20 protein-coding genes are annotated in these 22,442 nt (G+C 65.9%); 8 read left to right on the top strand and 12 right to left on the bottom strand.

Annotated features, from left to right (window positions below; genetic code table 11):
• The first annotated feature begins 51 nt into the window (after positions 1-51).
• The 3 genes from A5766_RS10285 to A5766_RS10275 are packed head-to-tail and all read left to right on the top strand — an operon-like array spanning position 52 to position 4,696.
• Positions 52-3,060 carry a bifunctional [glutamine synthetase] adenylyltransferase/[glutamine synthetase]-adenylyl-L-tyrosine phosphorylase gene (locus A5766_RS10285; RefSeq protein ID WP_197501414.1) on the top strand — a complete coding sequence of 1,003 codons (3,009 nt, stop codon included), beginning with the start codon at positions 52-54 and terminating at the stop codon, positions 3,058-3,060.
• Between the two features lie 59 nt (positions 3,061-3,119).
• Positions 3,120-4,070, top strand: coding sequence for an endonuclease/exonuclease/phosphatase family protein (locus tag A5766_RS10280; RefSeq protein ID WP_005206456.1), 951 nt, complete (start codon positions 3,120-3,122; stop codon positions 4,068-4,070).
• The gene (locus A5766_RS10275) at positions 4,067-4,696 is read left to right on the top strand and encodes a biliverdin-producing heme oxygenase (protein ID WP_005206457.1); all 630 of its coding nucleotides are present in this window, start codon (positions 4,067-4,069) and stop codon (positions 4,694-4,696) included. The genes A5766_RS10280 and A5766_RS10275 overlap by 4 nt, the downstream gene beginning before the upstream one ends.
• Positions 4,697-4,714: 18 nt before the next feature.
• Here the strand turns inward: A5766_RS10275 and A5766_RS10270 are convergent, their stop codons facing one another.
• On the bottom strand, positions 4,715-6,067 hold the full coding sequence (locus tag A5766_RS10270) for an anaerobic C4-dicarboxylate transporter family protein (protein ID WP_064904597.1): 1,353 nt from the start codon (positions 6,065-6,067) through the stop codon (positions 4,715-4,717).
• 400 nt (positions 6,068-6,467) lie between these two features.
• Between A5766_RS10270 and A5766_RS10265 the strand changes: the two genes are divergently transcribed.
• Complete coding sequence (locus A5766_RS10265) at positions 6,468-7,307, top strand: MFS transporter (RefSeq protein ID WP_231894610.1); 840 nt, start codon at positions 6,468-6,470, stop codon at positions 7,305-7,307.
• A 32-nt stretch (positions 7,308-7,339) separates the two neighbouring features.
• Here the strand turns inward: A5766_RS10265 and A5766_RS10260 are convergent, their stop codons facing one another.
• The 3 genes from A5766_RS10260 to glnA form a co-directional block, all read right to left on the bottom strand.
• Entirely contained in the window at positions 7,340-7,525 is a 186-nt protein-coding gene (locus tag A5766_RS10260; protein WP_049698283.1) for a hypothetical protein, read from the bottom strand.
• Between the two features lie 88 nt (positions 7,526-7,613).
• Entirely contained in the window at positions 7,614-8,300 is a 687-nt protein-coding gene (locus A5766_RS10255; protein WP_064904595.1) for a DUF4189 domain-containing protein, read from the bottom strand.
• 169 nt (positions 8,301-8,469) lie between these two features.
• A complete protein-coding gene (gene glnA, locus A5766_RS10250) occupies positions 8,470-9,903 on the bottom strand; it encodes a type I glutamate--ammonia ligase (protein WP_064861437.1) in 1,434 nt (477 codons plus the stop codon).
• Between the two features lie 402 nt (positions 9,904-10,305).
• On the opposite strand from glnA, the gene A5766_RS10245 reads away from it, so the two are divergent.
• Positions 10,306-10,803 carry a transporter gene (locus A5766_RS10245; protein ID WP_039855816.1) on the top strand — a complete coding sequence of 166 codons (498 nt, stop codon included), beginning with the start codon at positions 10,306-10,308 and terminating at the stop codon, positions 10,801-10,803.
• Here A5766_RS10245 and A5766_RS10240 read toward each other — a convergent pair.
• The 7 genes from A5766_RS10240 to A5766_RS10210 form a co-directional block, all read right to left on the bottom strand.
• Complete coding sequence (locus A5766_RS10240; RefSeq protein WP_064904593.1) at positions 10,790-11,194, bottom strand: nuclear transport factor 2 family protein; 405 nt, start codon at positions 11,192-11,194, stop codon at positions 10,790-10,792. The two genes, A5766_RS10245 and A5766_RS10240, sit on opposite strands and share 14 nt — an antisense overlap.
• A 16-nt stretch (positions 11,195-11,210) precedes the next feature.
• Positions 11,211-11,954, bottom strand: a complete 744-nt coding sequence (locus A5766_RS10235; protein WP_005206465.1) for a DUF4191 domain-containing protein — start codon at positions 11,952-11,954, stop codon at positions 11,211-11,213.
• A gap of 102 nt (positions 11,955-12,056) precedes the next feature.
• On the bottom strand, positions 12,057-13,094 hold the full coding sequence (lipA, locus tag A5766_RS10230) for a lipoyl synthase (RefSeq protein ID WP_064904591.1): 1,038 nt from the start codon (positions 13,092-13,094) through the stop codon (positions 12,057-12,059).
• Positions 13,091-13,822 carry a lipoyl(octanoyl) transferase LipB gene (lipB, locus tag A5766_RS10225; protein WP_064904590.1) on the bottom strand — a complete coding sequence of 244 codons (732 nt, stop codon included), beginning with the start codon at positions 13,820-13,822 and terminating at the stop codon, positions 13,091-13,093. Before lipB ends, lipA begins: the two co-directional genes overlap by 4 nt.
• 8 nt (positions 13,823-13,830) lie before the next feature.
• A complete protein-coding gene (locus tag A5766_RS10220; RefSeq protein WP_064904588.1) occupies positions 13,831-14,715 on the bottom strand; it encodes a TIGR01777 family oxidoreductase in 885 nt (294 codons plus the stop codon).
• 7 nt (positions 14,716-14,722) lie between these two features.
• On the bottom strand, positions 14,723-16,504 hold the full coding sequence (gene sucB, locus A5766_RS10215) for a 2-oxoglutarate dehydrogenase, E2 component, dihydrolipoamide succinyltransferase (protein WP_064904586.1): 1,782 nt from the start codon (positions 16,502-16,504) through the stop codon (positions 14,723-14,725).
• 198 nt (positions 16,505-16,702) lie between these two features.
• Positions 16,703-18,277, bottom strand: a complete 1,575-nt coding sequence (locus A5766_RS10210) for a leucyl aminopeptidase (RefSeq protein ID WP_064904584.1) — start codon at positions 18,275-18,277, stop codon at positions 16,703-16,705.
• 87 nt (positions 18,278-18,364) lie between these two features.
• Here A5766_RS10210 and A5766_RS10205 point away from each other — a divergent pair, with 87 nt between their 5' ends.
• The 3 genes from A5766_RS10205 to A5766_RS10195 all read left to right on the top strand — a co-directional run bounded on the left by A5766_RS10205 (position 18,365) and on the right by A5766_RS10195 (position 21,524).
• A complete protein-coding gene (locus A5766_RS10205) occupies positions 18,365-19,045 on the top strand; it encodes a CHAP domain-containing protein (protein ID WP_442902956.1) in 681 nt (226 codons plus the stop codon).
• Positions 19,046-19,103: 58 nt separating this feature from the next.
• Positions 19,104-20,213 (top strand): glycine cleavage system aminomethyltransferase GcvT, encoded by a 1,110-nt coding sequence (gene gcvT / locus A5766_RS10200; RefSeq protein ID WP_064861432.1) that lies wholly within the window; start codon positions 19,104-19,106, stop codon positions 20,211-20,213.
• 204 nt (positions 20,214-20,417) lie between these two features.
• Positions 20,418-21,524 (top strand): branched-chain amino acid aminotransferase, encoded by a 1,107-nt coding sequence (locus A5766_RS10195; RefSeq protein ID WP_064904581.1) that lies wholly within the window; start codon positions 20,418-20,420, stop codon positions 21,522-21,524.
• A 113-nt stretch (positions 21,525-21,637) separates the two neighbouring features.
• Here the strand turns inward: A5766_RS10195 and A5766_RS10190 are convergent, their stop codons facing one another.
• Positions 21,638-22,435, bottom strand: coding sequence for an adenosylcobinamide-GDP ribazoletransferase (locus A5766_RS10190; protein WP_197501412.1), 798 nt, complete (start codon positions 22,433-22,435; stop codon positions 21,638-21,640).
• Positions 22,436-22,442 lie beyond the last annotated feature (7 nt).

Here is a 22,442-nt window from a genome sequence, read left to right as displayed (position 1 = left end):
TGTTGGCAACCCGTGTCCGGTATCAGTGGGCGGGGCGCTATTTTCTTAGGTGTGACAACACTTCGAGGGCGGGGCGGCGTACCGGCGGTGGGGCGTCTGGGTCTGCTCGACCCTGACGCCGAGAAGAATCTCTCCGACCTCGGGTGGAACAACGAGGAGTCCATCGAACTGCTGTGGGCGTTGTCGCGCTCACCCGACGCCGACCTCGCGCTGCGCGCGATCGTCCGGATGCGATCGCAGGTGGGCGACGACTGGTCGGAAATCGACACGCTGCTGCGCACGGACAAGGGCTTTCGCGGTCGGTTCCTGGCGGTCCTCGGGTCGTCGGACGCCCTCGGCGACCACATGGTGGCCGAGCCGGAGGCGTGGCGTCGTCTGATTCCGGCCGAACTCCCCGACACCGACGAGATCAACCGGCAGATGCTCGCGGCCGTCGACGCGGTCGCCGAGCCGGGCGAGACCGAGCGGGGCAACAAGATCTACCGCGCGGGATTCAGCGGCCCGAAGGCCGTGGTGGCGTTGCGGGCGGCCTACCGCAACCTCGTCTTGCAGGTTGCGGCGCACGATGTCGCATCGACGGTCGAGGACGAACCGGTCATCTGGTTTCCCGAGATCGGAGCGCTCCTCGCCGACCTCGCCGACGCCGCGCTGACCGCGGCGCTGGCCGTCGCATTCCGCGAGGTGTGTGGCGACAAGCCGATCCCGGTCAGGCTCGCGGTGATCGCTATGGGCAAATGCGGTGCACGAGAACTGAATTACGTCAGCGACGTCGACGTGGTGTTCGTCAGTGAGCCGGCAGACGGAACGTCGGCACGCATCGCGGGGGAGATGATGCGCGTCGGGTCGTTGGCCTTCTTCGAGGTCGACGCCGCGCTGCGCCCAGAAGGCAAGTCCGGGGCGCTCACCCGCACGCTCGATTCGCACGTCGCCTACTACAACCGGTGGGCGAAGACGTGGGAGTTCCAGGCGCAGCTGAAGGCGCGACCGATGACCGGCGACATGGAACTCGGGCAGCGGTATCACGACGCCATCAACCCGATGGTGTGGCAGGCATCCGAGCGCGACGACTTCGTGCCCGAGGTCCAGGCGATGCGACGTCGTGTGGAATCGCTTGTGCCCGAAGAAGAACGCGACCGCAACCTCAAGCTCGGCAGCGGCAGTATTCGCGACGTCGAGTTCGCCGTGCAGATGCTGCAGATGGTCCACGGCCGCGTCGACGAGTCGCTGCGGGTCCGTTCGACCGTCGAGGCACTCGATGCGCTGACGGCGGGTGGATACGTCGGCCGCGACGACGGCGCCAACCTCAATGCGTCGTATCAGTTCCTCCGGCTGCTCGAACACCGGCTGCAGTTGCAGCGCATGTCGCGAACCCACCTGCTCCCGGAGCTCGACGACGACGACAACATGAGGTGGCTTGCCCGCGCCGCGCACATCAGGCGGGAGGGCGACCTCGACGCAACGTCGGTGCTGCGCAGGCAGATCAAGCATCAGAGCCTCCGTGTGCGACGACTGCACCAGAAGCTCTTCTACCGCCCGCTGCTCGAAGCCGCGGTCCGCCTGGACACCACTGAACTGACGCTGACAGACGAGTCGGCGCAGCGGCGCCTCTCCGCGCTCGGCTATGCGCAGCCCGAGCGGGCACTCAGTCATATCCGTGCGCTGGCATCCGCGTCGGGTCGACGTGGTCAGGTGCAGCGTTTGATCCTGCCGCAGTTGCTCGAATACATCGGTGACACACCGGATCCCGACGCCGGTCTGCTGAACTATCGCAGGCTGTGCGACGTGATGGACAACGACTGGTTCCTGCGTCTGCTGCGTGACGACGGAGTCGTCGCGGCTCGTCTGATGCATGTGCTTGGCACGTCGGAGTACATCGCCAACCTGCTGATGCGTTCGCCTGAGGTGATCAATCTCTACACCGACGGTGCCGACGGCCCACGACTGTGCGAGGTACGTCCGGAGGACGTGGCGAAGGGACTCGTCGCGTCGACAGTGCGACAGCCCGACCTGCGTCGAGCGGTTGCGGCAGCGCGGTCGCATCGGCGTGCCGAACTCGCGCGTATTGCGTCCGCGGATGTTCTCGGCCTGCTCGACGTACCGCAGGTGTGCGAGGCGCTGTCGAGTGTCTGGGCCGCAGTTCTCAACGCCGCGTTGACGTTTGCGATCCAGGATTCCGAACGCGTCGAGGGCCGCGCGGCACCCGCGCGGATCGCGGTGATCGGTATGGGTCGGCTCGGCGGTGGCGAACTCGGCTACGGTTCCGACGCCGACGTGCTCTTCGTCTGCCAACCGAATCCCGGCGAAGACGAGACCAAGGCCGTGCGGTGGGCGCAGACCATCGCCGAGGTGGTCCGCTCGATGCTTGGAACGCCCAGCGACGACCCGCCGCTGATCGTCGACACAGGGTTGCGCCCGGAAGGGCGCAACGGACCCGTCGTGCGCACGCTCGCCGCCTACGCCGCGTACTACGAGCAGTGGGCCCAGGCGTGGGAGGTGCAGGCACTGCTTCGCGCACACCAGGTCGCGGGCGACGAGGATCTCGGAATCGAGTTCCTGCACATGGCCGATCGCATCCGCTACCCCGAAGGTGGCGTCTCCGCTGACTCTGTCAAAGAGATCCGTCGAATCAAGGCTCGTGTCGATGCCGAGCGGTTGCCACGCGGAGCAGATCCGGCCACCCACACCAAGCTCGGCCGCGGTGGACTCGCCGACATCGAGTGGACCGTCCAACTGCTGCAGCTGAAGTACGGACACCGCTACCAGTCGCTGCACAACACGTCGACGCTGCAGTCGCTCGACGCGATCGGGTCGGCGGAACTGCTCGCCGAAGACGACGTCGCGCTGCTCAAGGACGCGTGGATCACCGCGACCAAGGCACGCAACTGCCTGGTCCTGGTGCGCGGCAAACCCGTCGATCAGCTCCCCGGCCCGGGAAAGCAGTTGCGGCAGATAGCATTTGCTGCAGGCTGGCCGGAGGATCAGGCGGCCGAGTTCCTCGACCACTACCTCCGGGTCACCCGCCGCGCAAAAGCCGTTGTACTCAAGGTCTTCGGCGCTTGATGAGAGTTTGTAGGGCTCGATGAGAGTTGGTGGGGCTTGATGAGAGTTGGTGGGGCTTGATGCGCCGGTTCTTCAGGTTCGCACTGCTGCTCGTCGGCTGGGCCATGGTGGTCGCAGTCGGTGTCGCGGTCTGGCTGCACTACTCTCGCTCGCGCGGTGAACTGACCATCTTCCTCACCAGCGCGGTGCCGTTCGCGATCGTGCCCGGAGTGCTCGCCGTCGTCGTGTTCGTCGTGTTCCGACGCTGGTTGACTCTGCCGGTGGCGATCGCCGCGGTACTGGCGTTGTGCTTCACACAGTTGCCGTTGTGGGTCGGGCAGTCGCCGCCCGCGGGGGAGCGGTTCACCGTGCTGACGGCCAACCTGCTGTTCGGCGGCGCCGACGTCGACCAACTTGCCGATGTGGTGACGCGCGAAGGCGTCGATTTCGCGTCGTTTCAGGAGGTGACGCCCGAGTCGCTCACGCGATTGCAGGCCAGTGGTGTCGGCCGGGAGTTGCCGTACTCGTATGCTTCGCCCGGCACGCTCGCGATGGGAACCGCGATCTTCAGTCGTACGCCGCTGACCGGGCAGGGAGAGATCGATCCGAACACCGCGCTGCACAATCTGAAGGCGCGCACCGATCTGCCCGGCGCACGCGACACCCAGGTGTTCGCGATGCATCCAGGAGCCCCGTTGCGAGGCCGCACGGATGTCTGGGTACGCGACATGGGCCTGCTGCACGCTCGGATGCAGTCGATTCCGGCGGGGCGGGCAATCATGGCGGGCGACTTCAACGCGACGTGGGATCAGGTGCGCTACCGCGACTTCCTCCAGAACGGATTCGCCGACACCACAGAGCAATCCGGCGCGGGTTTCGTGCCCACCTATCCGACGGACAAGTGGGGCGGCACGCCGTTCCTCGCGCTCGATCACGTCGTCGTCCGCGGATTCATCGCGTCGTCGGTTGATACCTTCGACCTCCGCGGTTCCGATCACCGGGGCGTGGTGGTATCACTGGTTGCATCATGACGACCATCTCCCAACGGCTGCGCGAGGCAACCGCCGTCGCACACCAGCAGGCCGAGAGTGCCACCTTCATCGACGATCTGCTGTCGGGCCGCCTCGACGCCGACCAGTACGGACGGCTGGCAGCGCAGTTGTACTTCGTCTACCGCGCGCTCGAAGAGGTCGGCTCGGCGTTGGCCGGAGACCCGATTGCCGACGCCGTGCTCGACGACCGCCTGCGTCGGACCGAAAGGCTCCGCTCCGACCTCGTCGCACTCGGGATCGACCCGGAGATGATCACGCCACTGCCTGCCGTGCAACGGTATGTCGACACGATCGAGGCGACGGTCCACGACCCGGCACGGTACGTCGCGCACCACTACACGCGGTACCTCGGCGATCTGTCGGGCGGACAGGTTGTCGCTCATCGCATGCGCGAACACTACGGCCTCGACGCGTCGACGCTGAGTTTCTACGCGTTCGACGGCATCGACAAGCTCAAGCGCTACAAGGACGCCTATCGCGACCGGATCGATGCGCTCGACATCGACGAGGACGACGTCGACAACCTTGTGGCGGAAGCGATCTCGGCGTTCGAGTTGAATCAGGAACTGTTTGCCGATCTCGACGGGGACGCGACCGCAGCGTGATCTATCCCGGAGGCCCGGTCAGTACACCACTGCTTGTATGAGCAGGCCTGCGGCGACGGAGAACACCGCGCACAAGAGCATCGGCGCCAGGAACGAGCCGTTGATCAGGAATGAGCCCTGCTTGGTCGACCCGGTCTTGTCGGTCAGGATGCAGGCTTGGCCGAGGCCACTCATCGACGCGAGTACGTTGTTGCCGACCGTGGCGCCGAGCATGCCAGCCATAGGTCCGACACCCAGACCTGCCGTGAGTGCCGCCGGGACGATGATCGCGACGGTTGCCGACTGACTCTGGATCAGCGCTGTCAACGCGAACAGGATGAAGGCGAAGAGCACGACGGACAGCCCGATGGCACTGTTGACGAACGAGACGATCTCGTCTGTGTGGTCGTTGAAAATGGTGCCCGCCAGTACCGGCACCGTGGTCAGCAACAGTGCCGCGATCAGGCCGGTACCGATGATGTCTTCCTCCAGCACTCGCTTCGTCTTGATCTTGCAGACGATCATGATCAAACCGGCGACGGCGAACATGATGATCGGGATCAGGAAGGTCATCGACACGGTCGCCTCTTCAAAGGTCCCGTCGGACAGCGACTTCTCGTAGTGCGGGCGCAGAGACTGGAACAGTCCCAGTACGACACCGATGATCACGCCGACCAGGAAGATGTAGGCGCTCCACGCCGCTCGCGGCGGCAGCTCGCGATCGACCTCCTCGCCGGCCGGCCTGGGTGGTTCCACCTCGCCGGCCGCCAAGCGCCGCTGATACTCCGGGTCGTCGTCGAGATTCTTCCCCCACCGCGACATGAGCAACGAAGTCAGGATCGTCGCGATGAGTGTGCTGGGGACGGTGACGAGCAGAATCTTGCCCAGAGTGTTGCCCGTGCCCTCGGTCAGTGTGAGGAAGATGTACGTCACCGCTGCCACCGGGCTGGCCAGCAGTGCGAGTTGGGAGACGGTGGTTGCCGTCGAGAGGATTCGTTCCGGCCGGATCTTGGCCGCGTACGAGACCTCGTACATGATCGGGATCAGCGCGAAGGCGATGTTGCCGGTACCTGACAGCACGGTGAACAGCCACACCACCAGCGGTCCGACGACGGGTATCTGTGTGGGATGGGCCCGCAACGCCTTCTCGGCGATGCCGACGAGATAGTCCATGCCGCCGGCCGCAGACATCGCTGCACTGGCCGAAATAACCGCCAGCACAATGAAAATGGCGGTCAGCGGTGGGGATGCCGGCCGCAGACGCATGAACTCGACGAGGATGAAAACCGAGACGCCGGACATACCGATGAGCGCCATCGGGCCGTACTTGGCTCCTAGTGCCAAAGGGATCAGAAACAGCAGGATCTGGACGATGACGTATAGCGCGTACACGGGTGTTTCCTCCGGCCGGGCACACGGCCGCGGGCATGGGTATGTGGCTGGAGTCGAGCCACTTGAGCTCAATTCGAGATGCATGATCTTGTGTTGTTCACACACCATAAGACCAATCGCCATGGGGAATAGGCCGATCCCTTGGCGAGGCGCGGAATCGCATTGAATTGGTCACGAATCCGCGGCTGTCCGAGTCGCAGGAGTCAACGATGTTGTGCGCGTATGTATTTCGTGCCGATTGGATTTATGAATTAATTCAAATGATTCGCCGAGTGCACTCGACCCATCCACGGGATTCGGTCACGAGTTTCCTTTTCTGGCATACAGACAAAGACGCCTATTGCGCGGCAGGTCTGACCAGGCCGGTGCGGTCAAGGAGTTCGCCGCGGAAGGATGGTCGGTGGACGGGGCGGTCGCACTCGTCGTCGGACTCACGCTCGGTGCGGTCTTCGTTGCGCGTCAACGACGGCTCGACGACCCGATGATCGACCTCGACCTCTTCGACGATCGGCGCTTCACTGTGTCGATCTGGACCAACGTCGTGTGTATGTTCGCGCTGCTCGGGAACTCGATCATCGTGACGCAGTATCTGCAGTCGGTGCTCGGCTACTCGCCGCTGAAGGCCGCGCTGTGGAGTATCGCGCCCAGCGCGTTGGTCGCTGTGGCCGCACCACTGGCAGCCGTCGCCTCGGTGCGATGGGGCAGACCGACGGTGATGATCGCCGGATTGCTGACAGGAGCAGCAGGATTCGGGGTGCTCGCGGGATTGCTCGGGGTGCACACGCTTCTCGTCGCACTGATCGGGTCGACGTTGCTCGCGACGGGGATCGTTTCGGCATCGTCGGTGATCGCCGACTACGTGATGGGTGTCGCGCCTGCCGACCGTGCGGGTGCGACGTCGGGGCTGTTGGAGACGTCGAGCGAACTCGGTGGAGCGGTCGGTATCGCGCTGCTCGGAAGTGTGCTGAACCTGGTGTATCGCATGGCTTTTCCGGCGCAGCCGGCAGTCGGGGAGGCGGGCACGAGCCTCGCGGGCGCAACGGCAACCGCGCGACATCTCGACGAGGACCGGGCATCGAGTGTGCTCGATGCCGCCCGCGGAGCTTTCGTCGATGGGGCGTCGGCCGCGGCGTGGGTTGGCTGCGGAGTGCTTCTGGCCACGGCGCTGCTCGTGGTCTGCATGACGACGACGTCGGACATGCAGGCCACCGACAAGAGCGTGAACGAACAGGTGGGGTGACTCAGGAGCAGTGACAGCTCAGGAGCAGTGACTCAGAAGACTTCGATCTTGACGCCGACGTCGACGATCATGTCGGTGCGGCTGTCGGAGCTGTGTGCGAGTTCGATGAGTCGCTGGGTCTCGCCGTGGGGCACCTGCTTGCGTACGACGGCCTTGATCCCGTCGATGCTGATGCGGTCACCTGGCACGAGATCTTCAACAAAAAGCATGCGGGTCATGACCAAGAGATTACGTGTAGTTGGCACTTGGTGTGAGGGTACGAAGGCCCCATTACCCGCTGTGAAGTGCATCACCAGGGCAGCAGAGTTAGCCCGCGTTGGTGGTGCAGTGACTGAAGATCACCTTCGGCGAACCACCCGTCAGCCTCGTGGTGGCTGCGTCGCTGGCGGCCTGTTCGGTTGTAGCCCACGCCCATCCCCACGACAGGTCGGTCTGGGATTGCACGATGGCGCCGCAGGCGTTGCGCCACCAGATCGCCGCCTGGCAACTCGAAACCCCGCACTGATCGAGAGCTTGACGCTCGGCGTCCGCCCGCGTCAGCGAGTTGACGGCATAACCGATCTGGTTGGTCTGCGTCGACACCGCGATGGCGCCGTAATAGTCGATGGCTGTGGTGGTGGGGGCTGCGGGCGGAGGGAGGACGGGAGTGGCCGTCGAATCGTAGTCGCGGGTGGTCGGCGCGCTGTAGTCATCGGTCGTCGTGGTCGTGGTACTCGTCGACGACGCGACGGTCGACGAGTCGTCGGAGCGATTGGATGCCCAGATCACCACGCCGACCACCGCAACGATCGCGAGTATCACCAGCACACCCACGGCCGCGAGAATGGCGACGAGCGTGCCGTTCCCGCGCCGTGGAGGCTGCGGGGGTCCCCCGAATCCTCCGGCTCCCGGACCACCGGGACCGAACGGATACGGGCCCTGCGGTGGTGGGCCCTGGGGAGGAGGACCTTGCGGCGGCCACGGTCCGTTCGGTCCCGATCCGGGGTAGGTCATGCGAACAGCATTGCACGGCGTCGTCCGTGCGCCGATGCCGAGTTCGGTTGTCGGCGTCGGGGTCTGGCCGTGTGAATGACGCCAGAACGCACAGTCGATGACTCCCGACGCACACCGCCCGCCCGACGAGTCGTCGGGCGGGCGGTGTGCGGTGCTGTTGTGCTGGGACTCAGCAGTCGTAGTACAGCGCGAACTCGTAGGGGTGCGGGCGGATCTGGACCGGCTCGATCTCGTTCTCACGCTTGAGCGCGATCCAGGTCTCGATCAGGTCCTCGGTGAACACTCCACCGGCGGTGAGGTATTCGTGATCCTCTTCGAGCTTGTCGATGACGGCGCTCAGCGAGGTCGGTGCCTGCGGGATGCTCTTGGCCTCCTCCGGAGGAAGCTCGTAGAGATCCTTGTCGACGGGCTCGTGCGGCTCGATCTTGTTCTTGATGCCGTCGAGTCCGGCCATCATCATCGCGGCGAAGGCGAGGTACGGGTTGCCCGAGCTGTCGGGGCAGCGGAACTCGAGGCGCTTGGCCTTCGGGTTGTTGCCCGTGATCGGGATACGCACACAGGCCGACCGGTTGCGCTGGCTGTAGACCAGGTTGATCGGAGCCTCGTAGCCCGGCACCAGACGCTTGTAGGAGTTGACGGTCGGGTTGGTGAACGCCAGCAGCGACGGAGCGTGGTGCAGGATGCCGCCGATGTAGTAGCGAGCCAGATCCGACAGGCCCGCGTAGCCGGCCTCGTCGTGGAACAGCGGCTTGCCGTCCTTCCACAGCGACTGGTGAGCGTGCATGCCCGAGCCGTTGTCTCCGAAGAGCGGCTTCGGCATGAAGGTGACCGACTTGCCGTTCGCCCATGCGGTGTTCTTGATGATGTACTTGAACAGCAGCACGTCATCGGCTGCGTGGAGCAGCGTGTTGAACTTGTAGTTGATCTCGGCCTGGCCGCCGGTGCCCACCTCGTGGTGGCCACGCTCGAGCTCGAAGCCCGCGTTGGTCAGGTTGGTCGACATCTCGTCGCGCAGGTCGACGTAGTGGTCGTACGGCGCCACCGGGAAGTAGCCGCCCTTGGGGCGCACCTTGTAACCGAGGTTCGGCGAGCCGTCGGGGTCGACGGGCGAACCGGCATTCCACCAGCCCGACTCGGACTCGACCTCGTAGTAGGTGCCGTTCATTTCCGAGCCGTAGGACACGCCGTCGAAGATGTAGAACTCGGCCTCAGCACCGAAGAAGCAGGTGTCGGCGATGCCGGTGGAGGCCAGGTAGTCCTCGGCCTTACGGGCGACGTTACGCGGGTCGCGGCTGTAGGCCTCACGAGTGAACGGGTCGTGGACGAAGAAGCTGACGTTCATCGTCTTGGCCTTGCGGAAGGGATCGATCTGAGCAGTTGCCGGGTCGGGCAGCAGCATCATGTCCGACTCGTTGATGGACTGGAATCCACTGACAGACGAACCGTCGAAGGCGAGGCCGTCTTCGAAGACGCTCTCGTCGAACGCCGTCGCCGGGATGGAGAAGTGCTGCATCACGCCGGGCAGGTCGCAGAATCGGATGTCGACGTACTCGACACCTTCCTTCTTGATGCCCTCGAGTAGTTCTTCTTTGCTGCTGTACACCGTGCGGTGACTCCTTCACTATTTCGCCGGCGGGTGGCCACGAGACGGTCACCCGACACGCTCGTCCGCCACCGAGAGACAGCAGCGGATCTCAGCTCAGACCGTATGGATCGGACGTTGCCCGCGCGTCAAGGACGTGTTTCTCCTGTGTTACACACCGCGGACGTGGGACACCATAACTATTCCTGATTCCGGCCTTGCGCGCGTGGTGAATCTGACCACTCGTCGACGATGCGTACCGATGCTCGACGATGAGCGCCGGTGCCGTCGTGTGCGGGGCTGCCGGTGCCCTCCTGTGCGGGGCATACACTGACGTGCAGAGACGAGCGCGCTGCACCGCTCGTCGGGCGTACATTCCGGCGGGGTTCACCCCGTCGCGGACGAGGAGAGAGGGTGCCTGCGATGGGTCGCGCTACCGGATCATGGCTGTCGGGGCCGCAGGCCGGCCAGGACGTCGACGTCGAATACCGTGGCGCCGACCTCGGGCTTCCCGAGACCGGTCCGGGTTCGCTCGCGGGTGGCTGGCATCGCGTCGCCGGATTGATGGTCGACTGGCTGATCGCCGGTGGACTCTCGTTGTTGTTCGTCCGCTTCGGTTCACCCGACATGGGCACGGTCATCCTGGCGGTGTGGTTTGTCGTCGGTGTCGTCACCGTGACGTTGTTCGGCTTCACGCCGGGGCAATTCGCCGTGGGTACGCGGGTGGCACGCGTCGACTACGGCCCCGATCGCACCTCGGCGGAGGTCAGCGGCTCCGAGCACTTCGCGGCCGTGGGCCCGATCCGTGCGCTGGCGCGCCAGGTGCTCATCGTGTTCATCGTGCCCGCGCTCATGAACGACTACAACGGCCGCGCGCTGCATGATCGCGCGACCGGCACCGCAATGATCAGGACCCGCTGAGCTCTGCCATCGCCTCTGTGCGAATCCGATCGAACTGGGCACCCATCGCCTCGGACAGTGCGACCGCCGCTGACAGTGGCCGCACCATCACCGTGAAGTCGACGATTCTACCGTCGTCGTCGAGGCGGAAGAAGTCGCAACCGAACACGGTCTTGCCCGACACCTTTGCCTCGAACAGCAGTGCATGGTCGCGCCCGTCGGGAGCGCCGATCTCCCGCACATAATGAAAGTCTTCGAAGACCCGCATCACACCGCGCAGAATCGCCGCTGTGATGGCCTTTCCCTCGTAGGGGGTGAAGGCGACCGGGCTGGTGAAGACGACGTCGTCGGCGAGGCATGCGGCCATCGCGGCCTCGTCGCCGCGCTCGACGGCTTCTCTGAATTCACGCATGGTGGTGCGGACCGCCTCAGCTACGACGACGCGCGGTGCGCTGCATGCTGCGCGTCTTCGCGTTCGCGGGCAGCGGACCCTTCGGCATCGCGGGTCCGGAGCCGCGGCTGCTCAACGCGCTGAGCCGCCCTTCGAGGGCGTCGATGCGCTTGCCGTCGATGTTGCGGGGCAGCTTGTTGAGGTGGCGTTCGAGCTTGGAAAGCGGTACCTGGTCGTCGTCGTTGCCGACGTACACCTCGTAGATGGGGGTGTCGCCGACGACGCGTGCAGCCTTCTTCTTCTCCTGTGCCAGCAGCGAGCGCACCCGTGTGGGAGAACCCTCGGCGACCAGGATCACGCCGGGCTTGCCGATTACGCGATGCACGGCGTCGAGATGGCTGGTGCCCGCGACGGCCTGGCTGACCCGCCACTGTCCGCGCATGTTGCCCAACGCCCAACCGGCCGCGCCGGGTTGTCCCTCGGCACGCGTGTACACGGTCTTCTGGACACGACGCCCGAACAGCACGAACGCGGCGAGCAGTCCGAGGATGACGCCGACCGGGATGAACAGCCACGGGCTACCAAGCACGAGACCGAGAACGACGAACACCGCGACGACCAGTAGGAAGACGCCGACCATGTACGGGATGAGCCGCTTGTCTTCTTTACGCTGCATCTGGAACGCCTGCCAGAGCTGCGTGTAACGCTCGCGCGAGGCCTTACGACGAGCCTTTTTCGCCGCGGCCTTTTCCTCTTTGCTTGCTGCAGACGCCTTTGCCATGCCCTCTAGGATACGTCCGACCACCGACCGGCACGCCGGGGGTTGGCCGAGCACTCAGGCGTCGGCGTTTGCGGCGCTGACGGGGTGGGCGCTCGTCGGAAATCAGTGCGCGAGGCGGGAGAGGACGCTCGACGCTTCCTGGCTCGCCGACCCCTCGGTGGCGAGATGAGCCATTGCGGCGGGGATTTCGCGGCCGTGGTGAGCCATCGCCTGCGCGTAGAGACGTCCGGCGCGGTACGACGAGCGAACCAGCGGTCCGGCCATAACACCGGCGAATCCGACCTCGCGCGCGAAGTCGGAATGCTCGACGAACTCCTCCGGCTTCACCCACCGCTCGACGGGATGGTGCCGCGGCGAGGGGCGCAGGTACTGCGTGATGGTGAGGATGTCGCAGCCCGCCTCGTGTAAGTCGACGATGGACTCGCGGACCTCTTCGGGCGTCTCGCCCATGCCGAGGATCAGATTCGACTTGGTGACGAGCCCGAAATCGCGAGCCTGGGTGAGGACGTCGAGGGAGCGCTCGTACCGGAACGCGGGCCGGATGCGCTTGAAGATGCGGGGGACGGTCTCGAGATTGTGTGCCAGCACCTCGGGACGTGCGTCGAATACCTCGTCGAGGAGCTCGGGCTTGGCGTGGAAATCGGGGATCAGGTTCTCGACGCCGGTGCCGGGGTTGAGGCGGTGGATGGCTCGCACGGTCTCGGCGTAGAGCCAGGCGCCCTCGTCGGGGAGGTCGTCGCGTGCGACGCCGGTTATCGTCGAGTACCGCAGACCCATCGCCTGCACACTCTCGGCAACGCGGCGGGGTTCGTCGCGGTCGAGTTCTGCCGGCTTACCGGTGTCGATCTGGCAGAAGTCGCAGCGTCGGGTGCACTGTTCGCCACCGATCAGGAAGGTGGCCTCGCGGTCTTCCCAGCACTCGTAGATGTTGGGGCATCCCGCTTCTTCGCAGACCGTGTGCAGCCCTTCGCGTTTCACGAGTCCCTTGAGCTCCGAATATTCGGGGCCCATCGTCGCGCGCGTCTTGATCCACTTGGGTTTGCGTTCGATCGGGGTCTGCGCGTTGCGGACCTCGAGACGCAGCAGCTTGCGGCCGACGGGGGCGGTGGGAGTGGAGGCTTGTGAATCAGACACGGTCACCGCACCGATGCTACGCCCGGCTCGACGGTCGACTGCGGGTCCGTTACACCGATCACATCGGCGCCGACGTCGCGGTGGTCGAACGCCGAGCGCACCGCGTCGACGACGTCGACGAGCACTTCGTCGACGGTGATCTCGTGGCCCGCTTCCAGCGCGAGCGAGGTGACGCCGGCGTCGGCGATGCCGCAGGGGACGATGGCGTCGAATGCGCTCATGTCGGGGTTCACGTTGAGTGCGAACCCGTGCAGAGTGATTCCGCGCGCCACGCGGATACCGATCTGGCCGAGTTTGCGTTCGCCCGCGTCGTCGCTGACCCACACTCCCGACCGGCCGTCGACGCGTCCGGCGGTGACGCCGAACCGCGCACAGACCGCGATCAGCGCCGACTCGATGCGTCGTACGTAGTCGACGACGTCGAGCGGCTGCGCGAGAGCGACGATCGGGTAGCCCACGAGCTGGCCGGGGCCGTGCCAGGTGATGCGTCCACCGCGGTCGACGTCGACGACGCTCGCGCCGTTCGTCGGCAGGTCGGACGGCTCGGTGCGTTTGCCCGCCGTGTACGTGGAGGGGTGTTCGAGTAGCAGGAGGAGATCGCTGCCGAGCGTGCCGTCGGCACGCTCGGCAGCGAGGGCGTGTTGGGTCTCGTACGCGTCCTGATAGTCGACAACGCCGAGGGTGCGTACCTCGAAAGGAGTCTCAGAATCCGTACGGATGGATTCGCGTGGCATGGGGAGCCCTACCGATTCGCGTAGGCCAGTCCGGAGTCGATGTCCGGGTGGGTGAAGGTGAAGTCGTTGTCGCTGAGCACTCCTGGTGCAACGCGCTGACTGAACAGAATCATTTCCTGCGCCATCTCGCCGCCCACGAACTTCGCGGCAAAACCGGGCACTCGCGCGAGTGTCGGACGGTGCACGGCCCGACCGAACGCCGACACGAAGTCGGCGAACGGTACTGCGCCGGGAGCCGCGAGGTTCACCGGTCCACTGATCGTCGACGAGAGGAGAAACTCGATGGCGCGGATCTCGTCGACAAGCGTGATCCACGAAAAGTATTGGCGCCCACTCCCGATGGTGCCGCCGAGGCCGAGCTTGAACAGAGGCCGCAGCTTGCCGAGCAGCCCGCCGGAGCCGGAGAGCACCGGAGCTGTGCGCAACAACACGACGCGAGTGTTCTCGCCCGCGTTGCGCACCGCTGCGTCCTCCCAGTCGACGACGAGGTCGGCGAGGAAACCGCTTCCCGGGCCGTCGGACTCGATCGCCTCGTGTTCGCCGGTGTCGCCGTAGTAGCCCGACGCACTGGCGCTGAGAAAGGTGGGGACTCCCGCCTTCCGCACGGCTTCGGCGATCACCTCGGTCGGAGTGATCCGGGTGTCGCGCAGCTCCTGTTTGAACCGACCCGTCCACAACTGGTTGCCCACCCCGACCCCGCCGAGACTGACCACGGCGTCGACACCGTCGAGGGCTTCGGCCGGAACCCCGAGAGTCTCGGGGTCCCAACCGAATTCGTCGTCGGACAGTGGTTCGTGACGAACCAGGCGTCGGACAGTGTGGCCGGCATCGGTCAGCGAGGTGACCAGAGCCGAACCGATCAGCCCGTGGGAACCCGCGACGGCAATCAGCATGCGAGCCTTACAGCCCGAGTTCCGCTGCGAACTCGCCCTCTTCGAGGCGCTTCTTGATGGTCGTCAGGAAGCGGCCCGCGTCGGCGCCGTCGATGAGGCGGTGATCGTAGGTCAGCGGGAAGAACGACATCGAGCGGACCGCGATCGACTCCGAACCGTCGTCGCCGGTGATCACGACCGGACGCTTGACGATCGCGCCCGTGCCGAGCATCGCTGCCTGCGGCGGAACGAGGATCGGTGTGTCGAAGAGCGCGCCCTGGCTGCCGATGTTGGTGATGGTGAACGTGCCACCCGCGAGCTCGTCGGGCTTGAGGCCGTTCGAGCGAGCGCGTGCCGCGATGTCGGCAATGGCACGCGCCAAACCGGCGAGCGAGAGGTCGTCGGCGTTGTGGATCACCGGGGACAGCAGTCCGTTCTCGGTGTCGACGGCGATTCCGAGATGCACCTTGTCGTAGTAGGTGATCTCCTTCTTCTCCTCGTCGATCGACGCGTTGACGTTCGGGTGCGCCTTGAGCGCCTCGACGACGGCCTTCGCGATGAACGGCAGGTAGGTGAGGTTCACACCCTCGGCCGCCTTGAACGACTCCTTGGCAGCCTTGCGCAGGGTCGCGACCTTCGACATGTCGATCTCGAAGACCTGGGTCAGCTGTGCGCTCTCCTGTAGGGACTCGCGCGTCTTCTTCGCCGTGATCTGCCGGATGCGGTTGATCTTCTGCGTGGTTCCACGCAGCTTGGCGAGCTCGGGGCGGACCTCGGGTCCGTGGCCCGACGGGCTCGACGCCGCGGCAGCAGCCGGCGTCGACGACGCGGCAGGAGCAGCAGCGGGTGCGGGAGCCTTCTTGGCCTCTGCCGCCGCGAGCACGTCCTGCTTGCGGATACGGCCTCCGACACCGGTGCCCTTGATGGAGTTGAGGTCGATGTCGTTGTCGGAGGCCAACTTACGGACCAGTGGGGTCACGTACGGCGTGGATTCGACGGTCGGTGGATCGGAGGGTTCCTTGGCCGCGGGGGCGGTGCTGGCCTTGGCGGGCTCGGGTTCCGGAGCAGCCTTTTCGGGCTCTGGCTCCGGTTGGGGCTCGGACTCTGCCTTGGCGGGCTCGGACTCCGGCTCGGGTTCGGGCTCGGGAGTTGCGCCGGCCGCGGACTTGTCGCCGATGACCGCGAGCTTGCCGCCGATCTCGACGACATCGTCTTCGTTGGCGACGATCTCGATCAGTGTGCCCGCGACAGGAGATGGGATCTCGGTGTCGACCTTGTCGGTGGAGACCTCGAGAAGCGGCTCATCTTCGGCGACCTCGTCGCCGACCTGCTTGAGCCAGTTGGTGACGGTGCCTTCGGTGACCGACTCACCGAGCTCCGGCATGAGGACATCGGTTCCGGATGTCGATCCGCTCGGCGCCGCCTGCGCGACGGGCTTCTCGGCGGGGGCGTCGGCGTCGGTTGACGGCGCCTCGGGCTCCTGCTCTGGTTCTGCGGCCTGCTCGGGCTCGGTGCCGGCAGCCGAATCGGAATCGCCCGACGAATCGGAATCATCCGACGGTGCTTCTTCGCCCGCTTCGCCGATGACTGCCAGTTCGCCGCCGATCTCGACGACGTCGTCTTCATGGGCGACGATCTTCGTCAGCACACCTGATGTCGGAGCGGGGATTTCCGTGTCGACCTTGTCGGTGGAGACTTCGAGCAATGGCTCGTCGGCCTCGACGGTGTCTCCCTCCTCCTTCAGCCACCGCGTGACTGTTCCTTCGGTGACGCTTTCACCAAGGGCTGGCATCTGGACGGAGAAGGCCATCGTTGTTGACTCCTCGACTCGACATACGTGTCTGGGTTATGTGTGGTCTGTCGCGGTGGTGTGTGCGCCTCCGGGACACGGGCGTCGGCGGGTGGCCGATGCCCACGCGCTAAACCCTACCCGCCACCGGCCCGCGCCATGTGGCGTGTCGACGCAACTGCGTTGGCGAGTCGGGGACGGTGGCGGATAGGGGTGCGCTCAGCCGTTCTCGGCGATGTCCTCGATCACGCGCGCGATGGTGCGGACCGGGACGCCGGTTCCGCCCTTGGGGGTGTAACCCCACGGTGCTCCGGAGTTGAAAGCCGGTCCGGCGACGTCGATGTGGGCCCACTGCACGCCGTCGGCGACGAACTCCTTCAGGTACAGGCCCGCGGCGAGCATGCCGCCGTTGCGGTGGTTGGTGACGTTGGCGAGGTCGGCCACTCGCGACTTCAGGTCGGCGCGTAGCTCCGCGGCGAGCGGCATCGGCCACGCGTTCTCGCCGACTTCCTGCGAGAGTTCGGCGACGCGGTCGCGGAACTCCTCGGTGCCCATCACACCCGGTGTACGTGCCCCGAGTGCGACCATCTGGGCGCCGGTGAGCGTCGCGGTGTCGATGAGGTAGTCGGGTTCGTCCTCGCATGCGCGCACGATCGCGTCGGCAAGGACCAGGCGGCCCTCGGCGTCGGTGTTCAAGACCTCGACGGTGGTTCCGCCGTACTGGGTGAGTACGTCGCCGGGGCGCTGCGCGGTACCCGACGGCATGTTCTCGGCCATCGGCACGGTCGCAGTGACCGAGACGTCGACGTCGAGGCGAGCGGCCAGGATGGTGGCCGCGATGACGGCGGCGGCACCTCCCATGTCGGAGGTCATGTGATCCATGTTGGCTGCGGGTTTGATCGAGATGCCGCCGGTGTCGAAGGTGATCCCCTTGCCGACGAGGGCCACCTTTTTGGCGTCCTTCTTTCCCGTGTGCGTCAGCCGGACCAGTCGCGGCAGGCGTGAACTGCCCTTGCCGACGCCTATGATGCCGCCGTACCCGCCCTTCTCCAGCTCCGTGTCGTCGAGGATCTCGACCTTCAAGCCGACTTTGCTACCGAGATAGCGTGCGCGCTCGGCGAACTCTTCCGGGTAGAGGTGGCTCGGCGGGGTGTTGACGAAGTCGCGGGCGATCGCGGTGGCATCAGCGACGGCGACGGCGTGGTCGAGTTGCGCGGTGGCGGTTTTGCCGGTGTTCTCGACGAGCAGGCGCACCGTGGTCGGCGGAGTCTTTTTGAGAAGCGTTTTGGCGGAACGGAATTCGTCGAACCGGTATGCGCCGAGGAAGAAGCCCTCGGCAACGGGCTCGATGCCTCCGGCGGCGAGAGTGGTGGCGACTCGCTCGCGACCGTTCAGTGCACGGGCCACGATGCCCGCGGCCTGGCGGAGCTTCTCGGGATTCTCGACGTCGTCGGACGAGCCGAGGCCGACGGCCACCACGGCGTCGACGCCGAGCGACTCAGGTGCGGGAACGGTGGCCACATCACCGTGTGCGCCGCTGGCGCCGACCGCGACGAGCGCATCGCTGACGGCCGACGCCTGCGCGTCGTCGAGGAGCCCGTCGCCGATGAACAGGGTGGGCGCCGCGTCGGAGTCAGTGTCCTTGGAGTCTGTGTTTTTGGAGTTCGGGTCCTCGGGGTTGGGACTCTCGGGTGATACGAGCCCGATGACGAGCACCTCGTCGTTCTTGTCGAGGGAGGTTGCCAGTTGGATCTTGGGACCGCGTGTCCGGTCGACGCTCTCGTTCTTACTCACCCGCTCAACTCTGCCACGTCATTCCGCGGACCGACACGATCTCCCCAGAGCGGGTCCGACACCGGCAACCCTGCTTAGAGTGACCCGATGAGCGTGGGTACGACGAGGCGCACCGGGCAGCGCGCGACGGCCGGGGTTGCCACACGTCGTCGTCGATGGTGGTTCGTCGCGGTGGTCGTGGTGGTGATCGCTGCCGGGGCGGTGGTCGTGGTGGTGATCGCTGCCGGGGCGGTGGTCGGACTACGCGCCGCTTCTGGCGACGACGATCCGCTCTCGCGTGCCGACGCGAAGGTCGGCGTGGGTTCGTCACGGCAGGCGTTCCCCACGGTCGACACCAGCGGAGCGGATCCGGTGCGCGCGCGGATCGTCGACGTCGTGCACTCCGAGTACGACCGCAACGCGGCGGGCACGACGTACTCCGAGGGAGTCGACGAATCGTGGTGCGCCGACTTCGTCAGCACCGTGATGCGCAAAGCCGGTGTGCCGTTTGACAATCCGAACTCCGGATCATGGCGAATCCCTGGCGTCGCGACGCTGACCGATTATCTGCACGCGAGCGGGCGGTGGCGTCCGGCCTCGCGGGTGCCCGCCGCGGGCGACATCGTGCTCTACGACAAGCCCAGTCACTTTCGCCAGCACACGAACATCGTCGTCGCGCGTGACGGCAACGTCGTGACGACGGTGGGCGGTGCCGAAGCGCAGGGGATCACGGTCGACCACTTCGATCTGCGGACGGTCGAGGGCGTGCAGGGCTATGGCGTCCCTTGAGTCGGCCGTCGTGTCGTGCGAGGTGCGCGGGCTCGACGTGGATCGGTAATCTGCCCGCATGACCGAATTGCTCGCCGGACCCATCGCCGACCGCCACTACGCACTCGGTGCCACCTTCGCCGAATTCGGTGGATGGCACATGCCCGTCTCATATGCGGGCACCGTCGCGGAACACAACGCCGTTCGCGAGGCCGTCGGGATCTTCGATGTCAGTCATCTCGGCAAGGCGCTCGTGAAGGGTTCTGGCGCAGCAGATTTCGTCAACTCGACACTCACGAACGACCTCGGGAAGATCCACGCGGGCAAGGCGCAGTACACACTGTGCTGCAACGAGTCCGGGGGAGTGGTCGACGACCTCATCGCCTACCTCGTCTCCGACGACGAAGTGTTCCTGGTTCCCAACGCCGCGAACACCGCGAAGGTCGTCGCCGCGCTGCAGGCCGTCGCGCCCGACGGTATCGAGATCATCGACGCGCATCGTGACTACGCGGTCTTTGCCGTCCAGGGACCGAAGAGCCCCGATGTGCTTGCCGCCGTTGGTCTTCCGACCGACATGGAGTACATGGCGTACGCGGACGCCGATCTCAAGACCGACGATGCGTCGTATCCGGTGCGAGTGTGCCGTACCGGATACACCGGCGAGCGTGGGTACGAGATCCTCCCGCGATGGAGCGATGCCGGGCCCGTCTTCGACGCGCTGCTGACCGAGGTGACCAACGCCGGGGGCCAGCCCGCCGGACTCGGTGCTCGCGACACCCTGCGCACGGAGATGGGCTACGCGCTGCACGGTCACGAACTCACCGAGCAGATCACGCCCAACCAGGCACGCAGCGGATGGGCGGTCGGGTGGGGCAAGCCCGCGTTCTTCGGTCGCGACGCCCTCGTGGCGGAGAAGGAGGCCGGACCTGCCCGGCGTCTCTACGGACTCAAGGCCACCGGCCGCGGCGTTCCGCGCGCGGGACTGACGGTGCTGGCCGGGCCGGGCGGCGAGACTGTCGGCGAGACGACCTCCGGGACGTTCTCTCCGACCCTCAAGCAGGGCATCGCGCTCGCGCTGATCGACACGGCGTCGGGCATCAAGAAAGGTGCGGAGGTCGTGATCGACGTCCGCGGGCGTGAGCTGACCTGCGAGGTGGTGATCCCGCCGTTCGTCGAGTCGCACGTGTGATCTCGACAAGCTCGATCAGCGGTGGGGCGTCGATCAGCGGTGGGGCGTCGATCAGCGGGTGATCTCGACAGGCTCGATCAGCGGGCGATCTCGACGGGCTCGATCAGCGGGTGATCTCGACAAGCTCGATCAGCGGGTGGGGCGTCTCGATCAGCGTGGGTGGTCGGTGAGGGTTGCTTTTCCTCGCGGCGTTACCATAGGCCAATGACCTTGCAGTTCACCCGTACCGAGCATCCCCATCCGGTGTCGGAATCCCGTCGGGCGGAGATCCTCTCCGCGCCGGGATTCGGCAAGTACTTCACCGACAACATGGTGCTGGTGGACTACGACGTAGATCGCGGTTGGCACAGTGCGAAGGTCACGCCCTACGGACCGATCGCGCTCGATCCGTCGGCGATGGTTCTGCATTACGGACAGGAAGTCTTCGAGGGTCTGAAGGCGTACCGGCAGCCCGACGGTTCGATCGCCGCGTTCCGTCCTGAGGCCAACGCCCTGCGGCTGCAGCGTTCCGCTGAGCGCCTCGCGATGCCGCCACTGCCGGTCGACGACTTCATCGAATCGCTGCGCGCGCTGTTGGACGCCGACAACGCATGGGTTCCGCCCGCCGGCGGCGAGGAATCGCTGTACCTGCGCCCGTTCATGTTCGCCTCGCAGGCGGGGCTTGGAGTCAACGCTCCGTCGTCGCAGTATGTCTACTCGGTGATCGGCTCGCCCGCGGGCGCCTACTTCTCCGGCGGGATCAAGCCGGTGAGCGTGTGGCTGTCGACCGAATACGTCCGCGCAGCACCCGGTGGCACCGGCGCCGCGAAGTGCGGCGGCAACTACGCCGCGGCCTTCCTGGCGCAGGCGCAGGCCACCGCGCAGGGCTGCGACCAGGTGGTCTGGCTCGACGCGGTGGAGCGTCGCTTCATCGAGGAGATGGGCGGCATGAACCTGTTCTTCGTGTTCGGTTCGGGAGCCGACGCGCGGTTGGTCACCCCGGAACTGTCCGGTTCGTTGCTGCCGGGTATCACGCGTGAATCGCTGCTCACCCTTGCGATCGACGCCGGGTTCTCCGTCGAGGAACGACGCATCTCCACCGAGGAACTCCGCAAGGGCGTCACGTCGGGCGACATCACCGAGGTCTTCGCGTGCGGTACCGCTGCGGTCATCACGCCGGTCGGCCACGTGAAGAGCGAGACCGACGACTACACGATCGGCAACGGCACCACCGGTGAGGTCACGCAGGCGCTTCGCGACACACTCACCGGCATCCAGCGCGGTACGTTCGCCGACACCCACGGATGGATGACGACCCTGTACCCGGCCTGATCCAGATCCGGTGTGATGCAGACATCCGATGGGCCCCCGACACTCAGGTTTCGGGGGCCCGCGGTGTATCCGGGTCAGAATCCGCCGGGTCGGTAGCGGGGCGGACTCCGACGTCAGATCAGTAGTCCCACAAGGGCTATGGCTGTCGACAGCTCGATCACCGCGCCGAGGACGTCGCCGTTGATCCCGCCCATGCGGCGCGCGCAGTGCCGGGTGAACAACCATGCGAAGCCCAGTACGATCACGGCGGTGATGGCCGCACGCAACGCCGATCCGACGTCGAATCCGTTGGGTGACAGCGACTGCCAACCGCCCGCGAACACCATCGCGACGATCGCCGACACCGACCACACGACGACCGATGCCCGTTGGGTGCCCGCGACGAGTGCGCCGAACCCGGTGGAATGTGCCGGCGGAAGTGACCGTCGACAGGCGATCACGACGGCCACGCGTCCGACGAACACCGCTGCGGCGATCGCAAGCCATCGTGAATCACCGCCTAGCGCAGCGAATCCCGCGGTGTCGATGATCATCACTGCCGCGATCGTCGCAACCCCGAACGGCCCCGCTGAGCCGCTGTGCATCACCTCGGCGACCCGGTCGGGCGGGCCGTAGCATCCGAGGCCATCCGCAGTGTCGGCCAAGCCGTCGAGATGCATGCCCCGTGTCCCGACACCGAGGACGACGACGAGCAGAATGCCGATCAAGGCGGTGGAGAGGTCGGTCAGGCTCAGTGCCCACGCCACGACAGCGACAAGAGCGCCGAGGGCGAGGCCGACAACCGGGACCGCGGCGATCGAGGCGCCACCGAATCGTCGATTAAAAGTGTTGTTGCGCAATGGGATCGGCACGACAGTCAGCCATGAGAACGCGCCCGCGAGTGCGTCGGCCGGCGATATCCTGCCGCCCACGCCCGGG

The organism is Gordonia sp. 852002-51296_SCH5728562-b (assembly GCF_001665475.1).
Taxonomy (GTDB): domain Bacteria; phylum Actinomycetota; class Actinomycetes; order Mycobacteriales; family Mycobacteriaceae; genus Gordonia; species Gordonia sputi.
This window is presented reverse-complemented; position numbering and strand designations above follow the sequence as displayed.

Coding starts and splice junctions, on each gene's coding strand:
- A5766_RS10280 (WP_005206456.1), top strand. CDS start 3,120: ATGCGCCGGTTCTTCAGGTTCGCACTGCTGCTCGTCGGCTGGGCCATG.
- A5766_RS10275 (WP_005206457.1), top strand. CDS start 4,067: ATGACGACCATCTCCCAACGGCTGCGCGAGGCAACCGCCGTCGCACAC.
- A5766_RS10260 (WP_049698283.1), bottom strand. CDS start 7,525: ATGACCCGCATGCTTTTTGTTGAAGATCTCGTGCCAGGTGACCGCATC.
- A5766_RS10255 (WP_064904595.1), bottom strand. CDS start 8,300: ATGACCTACCCCGGATCGGGACCGAACGGACCGTGGCCGCCGCAAGGT.
- A5766_RS10245 (WP_039855816.1), top strand. CDS start 10,306: ATGGGTCGCGCTACCGGATCATGGCTGTCGGGGCCGCAGGCCGGCCAG.
- A5766_RS10240 (WP_064904593.1), bottom strand. CDS start 11,194: ATGCGTGAATTCAGAGAAGCCGTCGAGCGCGGCGACGAGGCCGCGATG.
- A5766_RS10235 (WP_005206465.1), bottom strand. CDS start 11,954: ATGGCAAAGGCGTCTGCAGCAAGCAAAGAGGAAAAGGCCGCGGCGAAA.
- lipB (WP_064904590.1), bottom strand. CDS start 13,822: ATGCCACGCGAATCCATCCGTACGGATTCTGAGACTCCTTTCGAGGTA.
- A5766_RS10220 (WP_064904588.1), bottom strand. CDS start 14,715: ATGCTGATTGCCGTCGCGGGTTCCCACGGGCTGATCGGTTCGGCTCTG.
- sucB (WP_064904586.1), bottom strand. CDS start 16,504: ATGGCCTTCTCCGTCCAGATGCCAGCCCTTGGTGAAAGCGTCACCGAA.
- A5766_RS10205 (WP_442902956.1), top strand. CDS start 18,365: ATGAGCGTGGGTACGACGAGGCGCACCGGGCAGCGCGCGACGGCCGGG.
- gcvT (WP_064861432.1), top strand. CDS start 19,104: ATGACCGAATTGCTCGCCGGACCCATCGCCGACCGCCACTACGCACTC.
- A5766_RS10195 (WP_064904581.1), top strand. CDS start 20,418: ATGACCTTGCAGTTCACCCGTACCGAGCATCCCCATCCGGTGTCGGAA.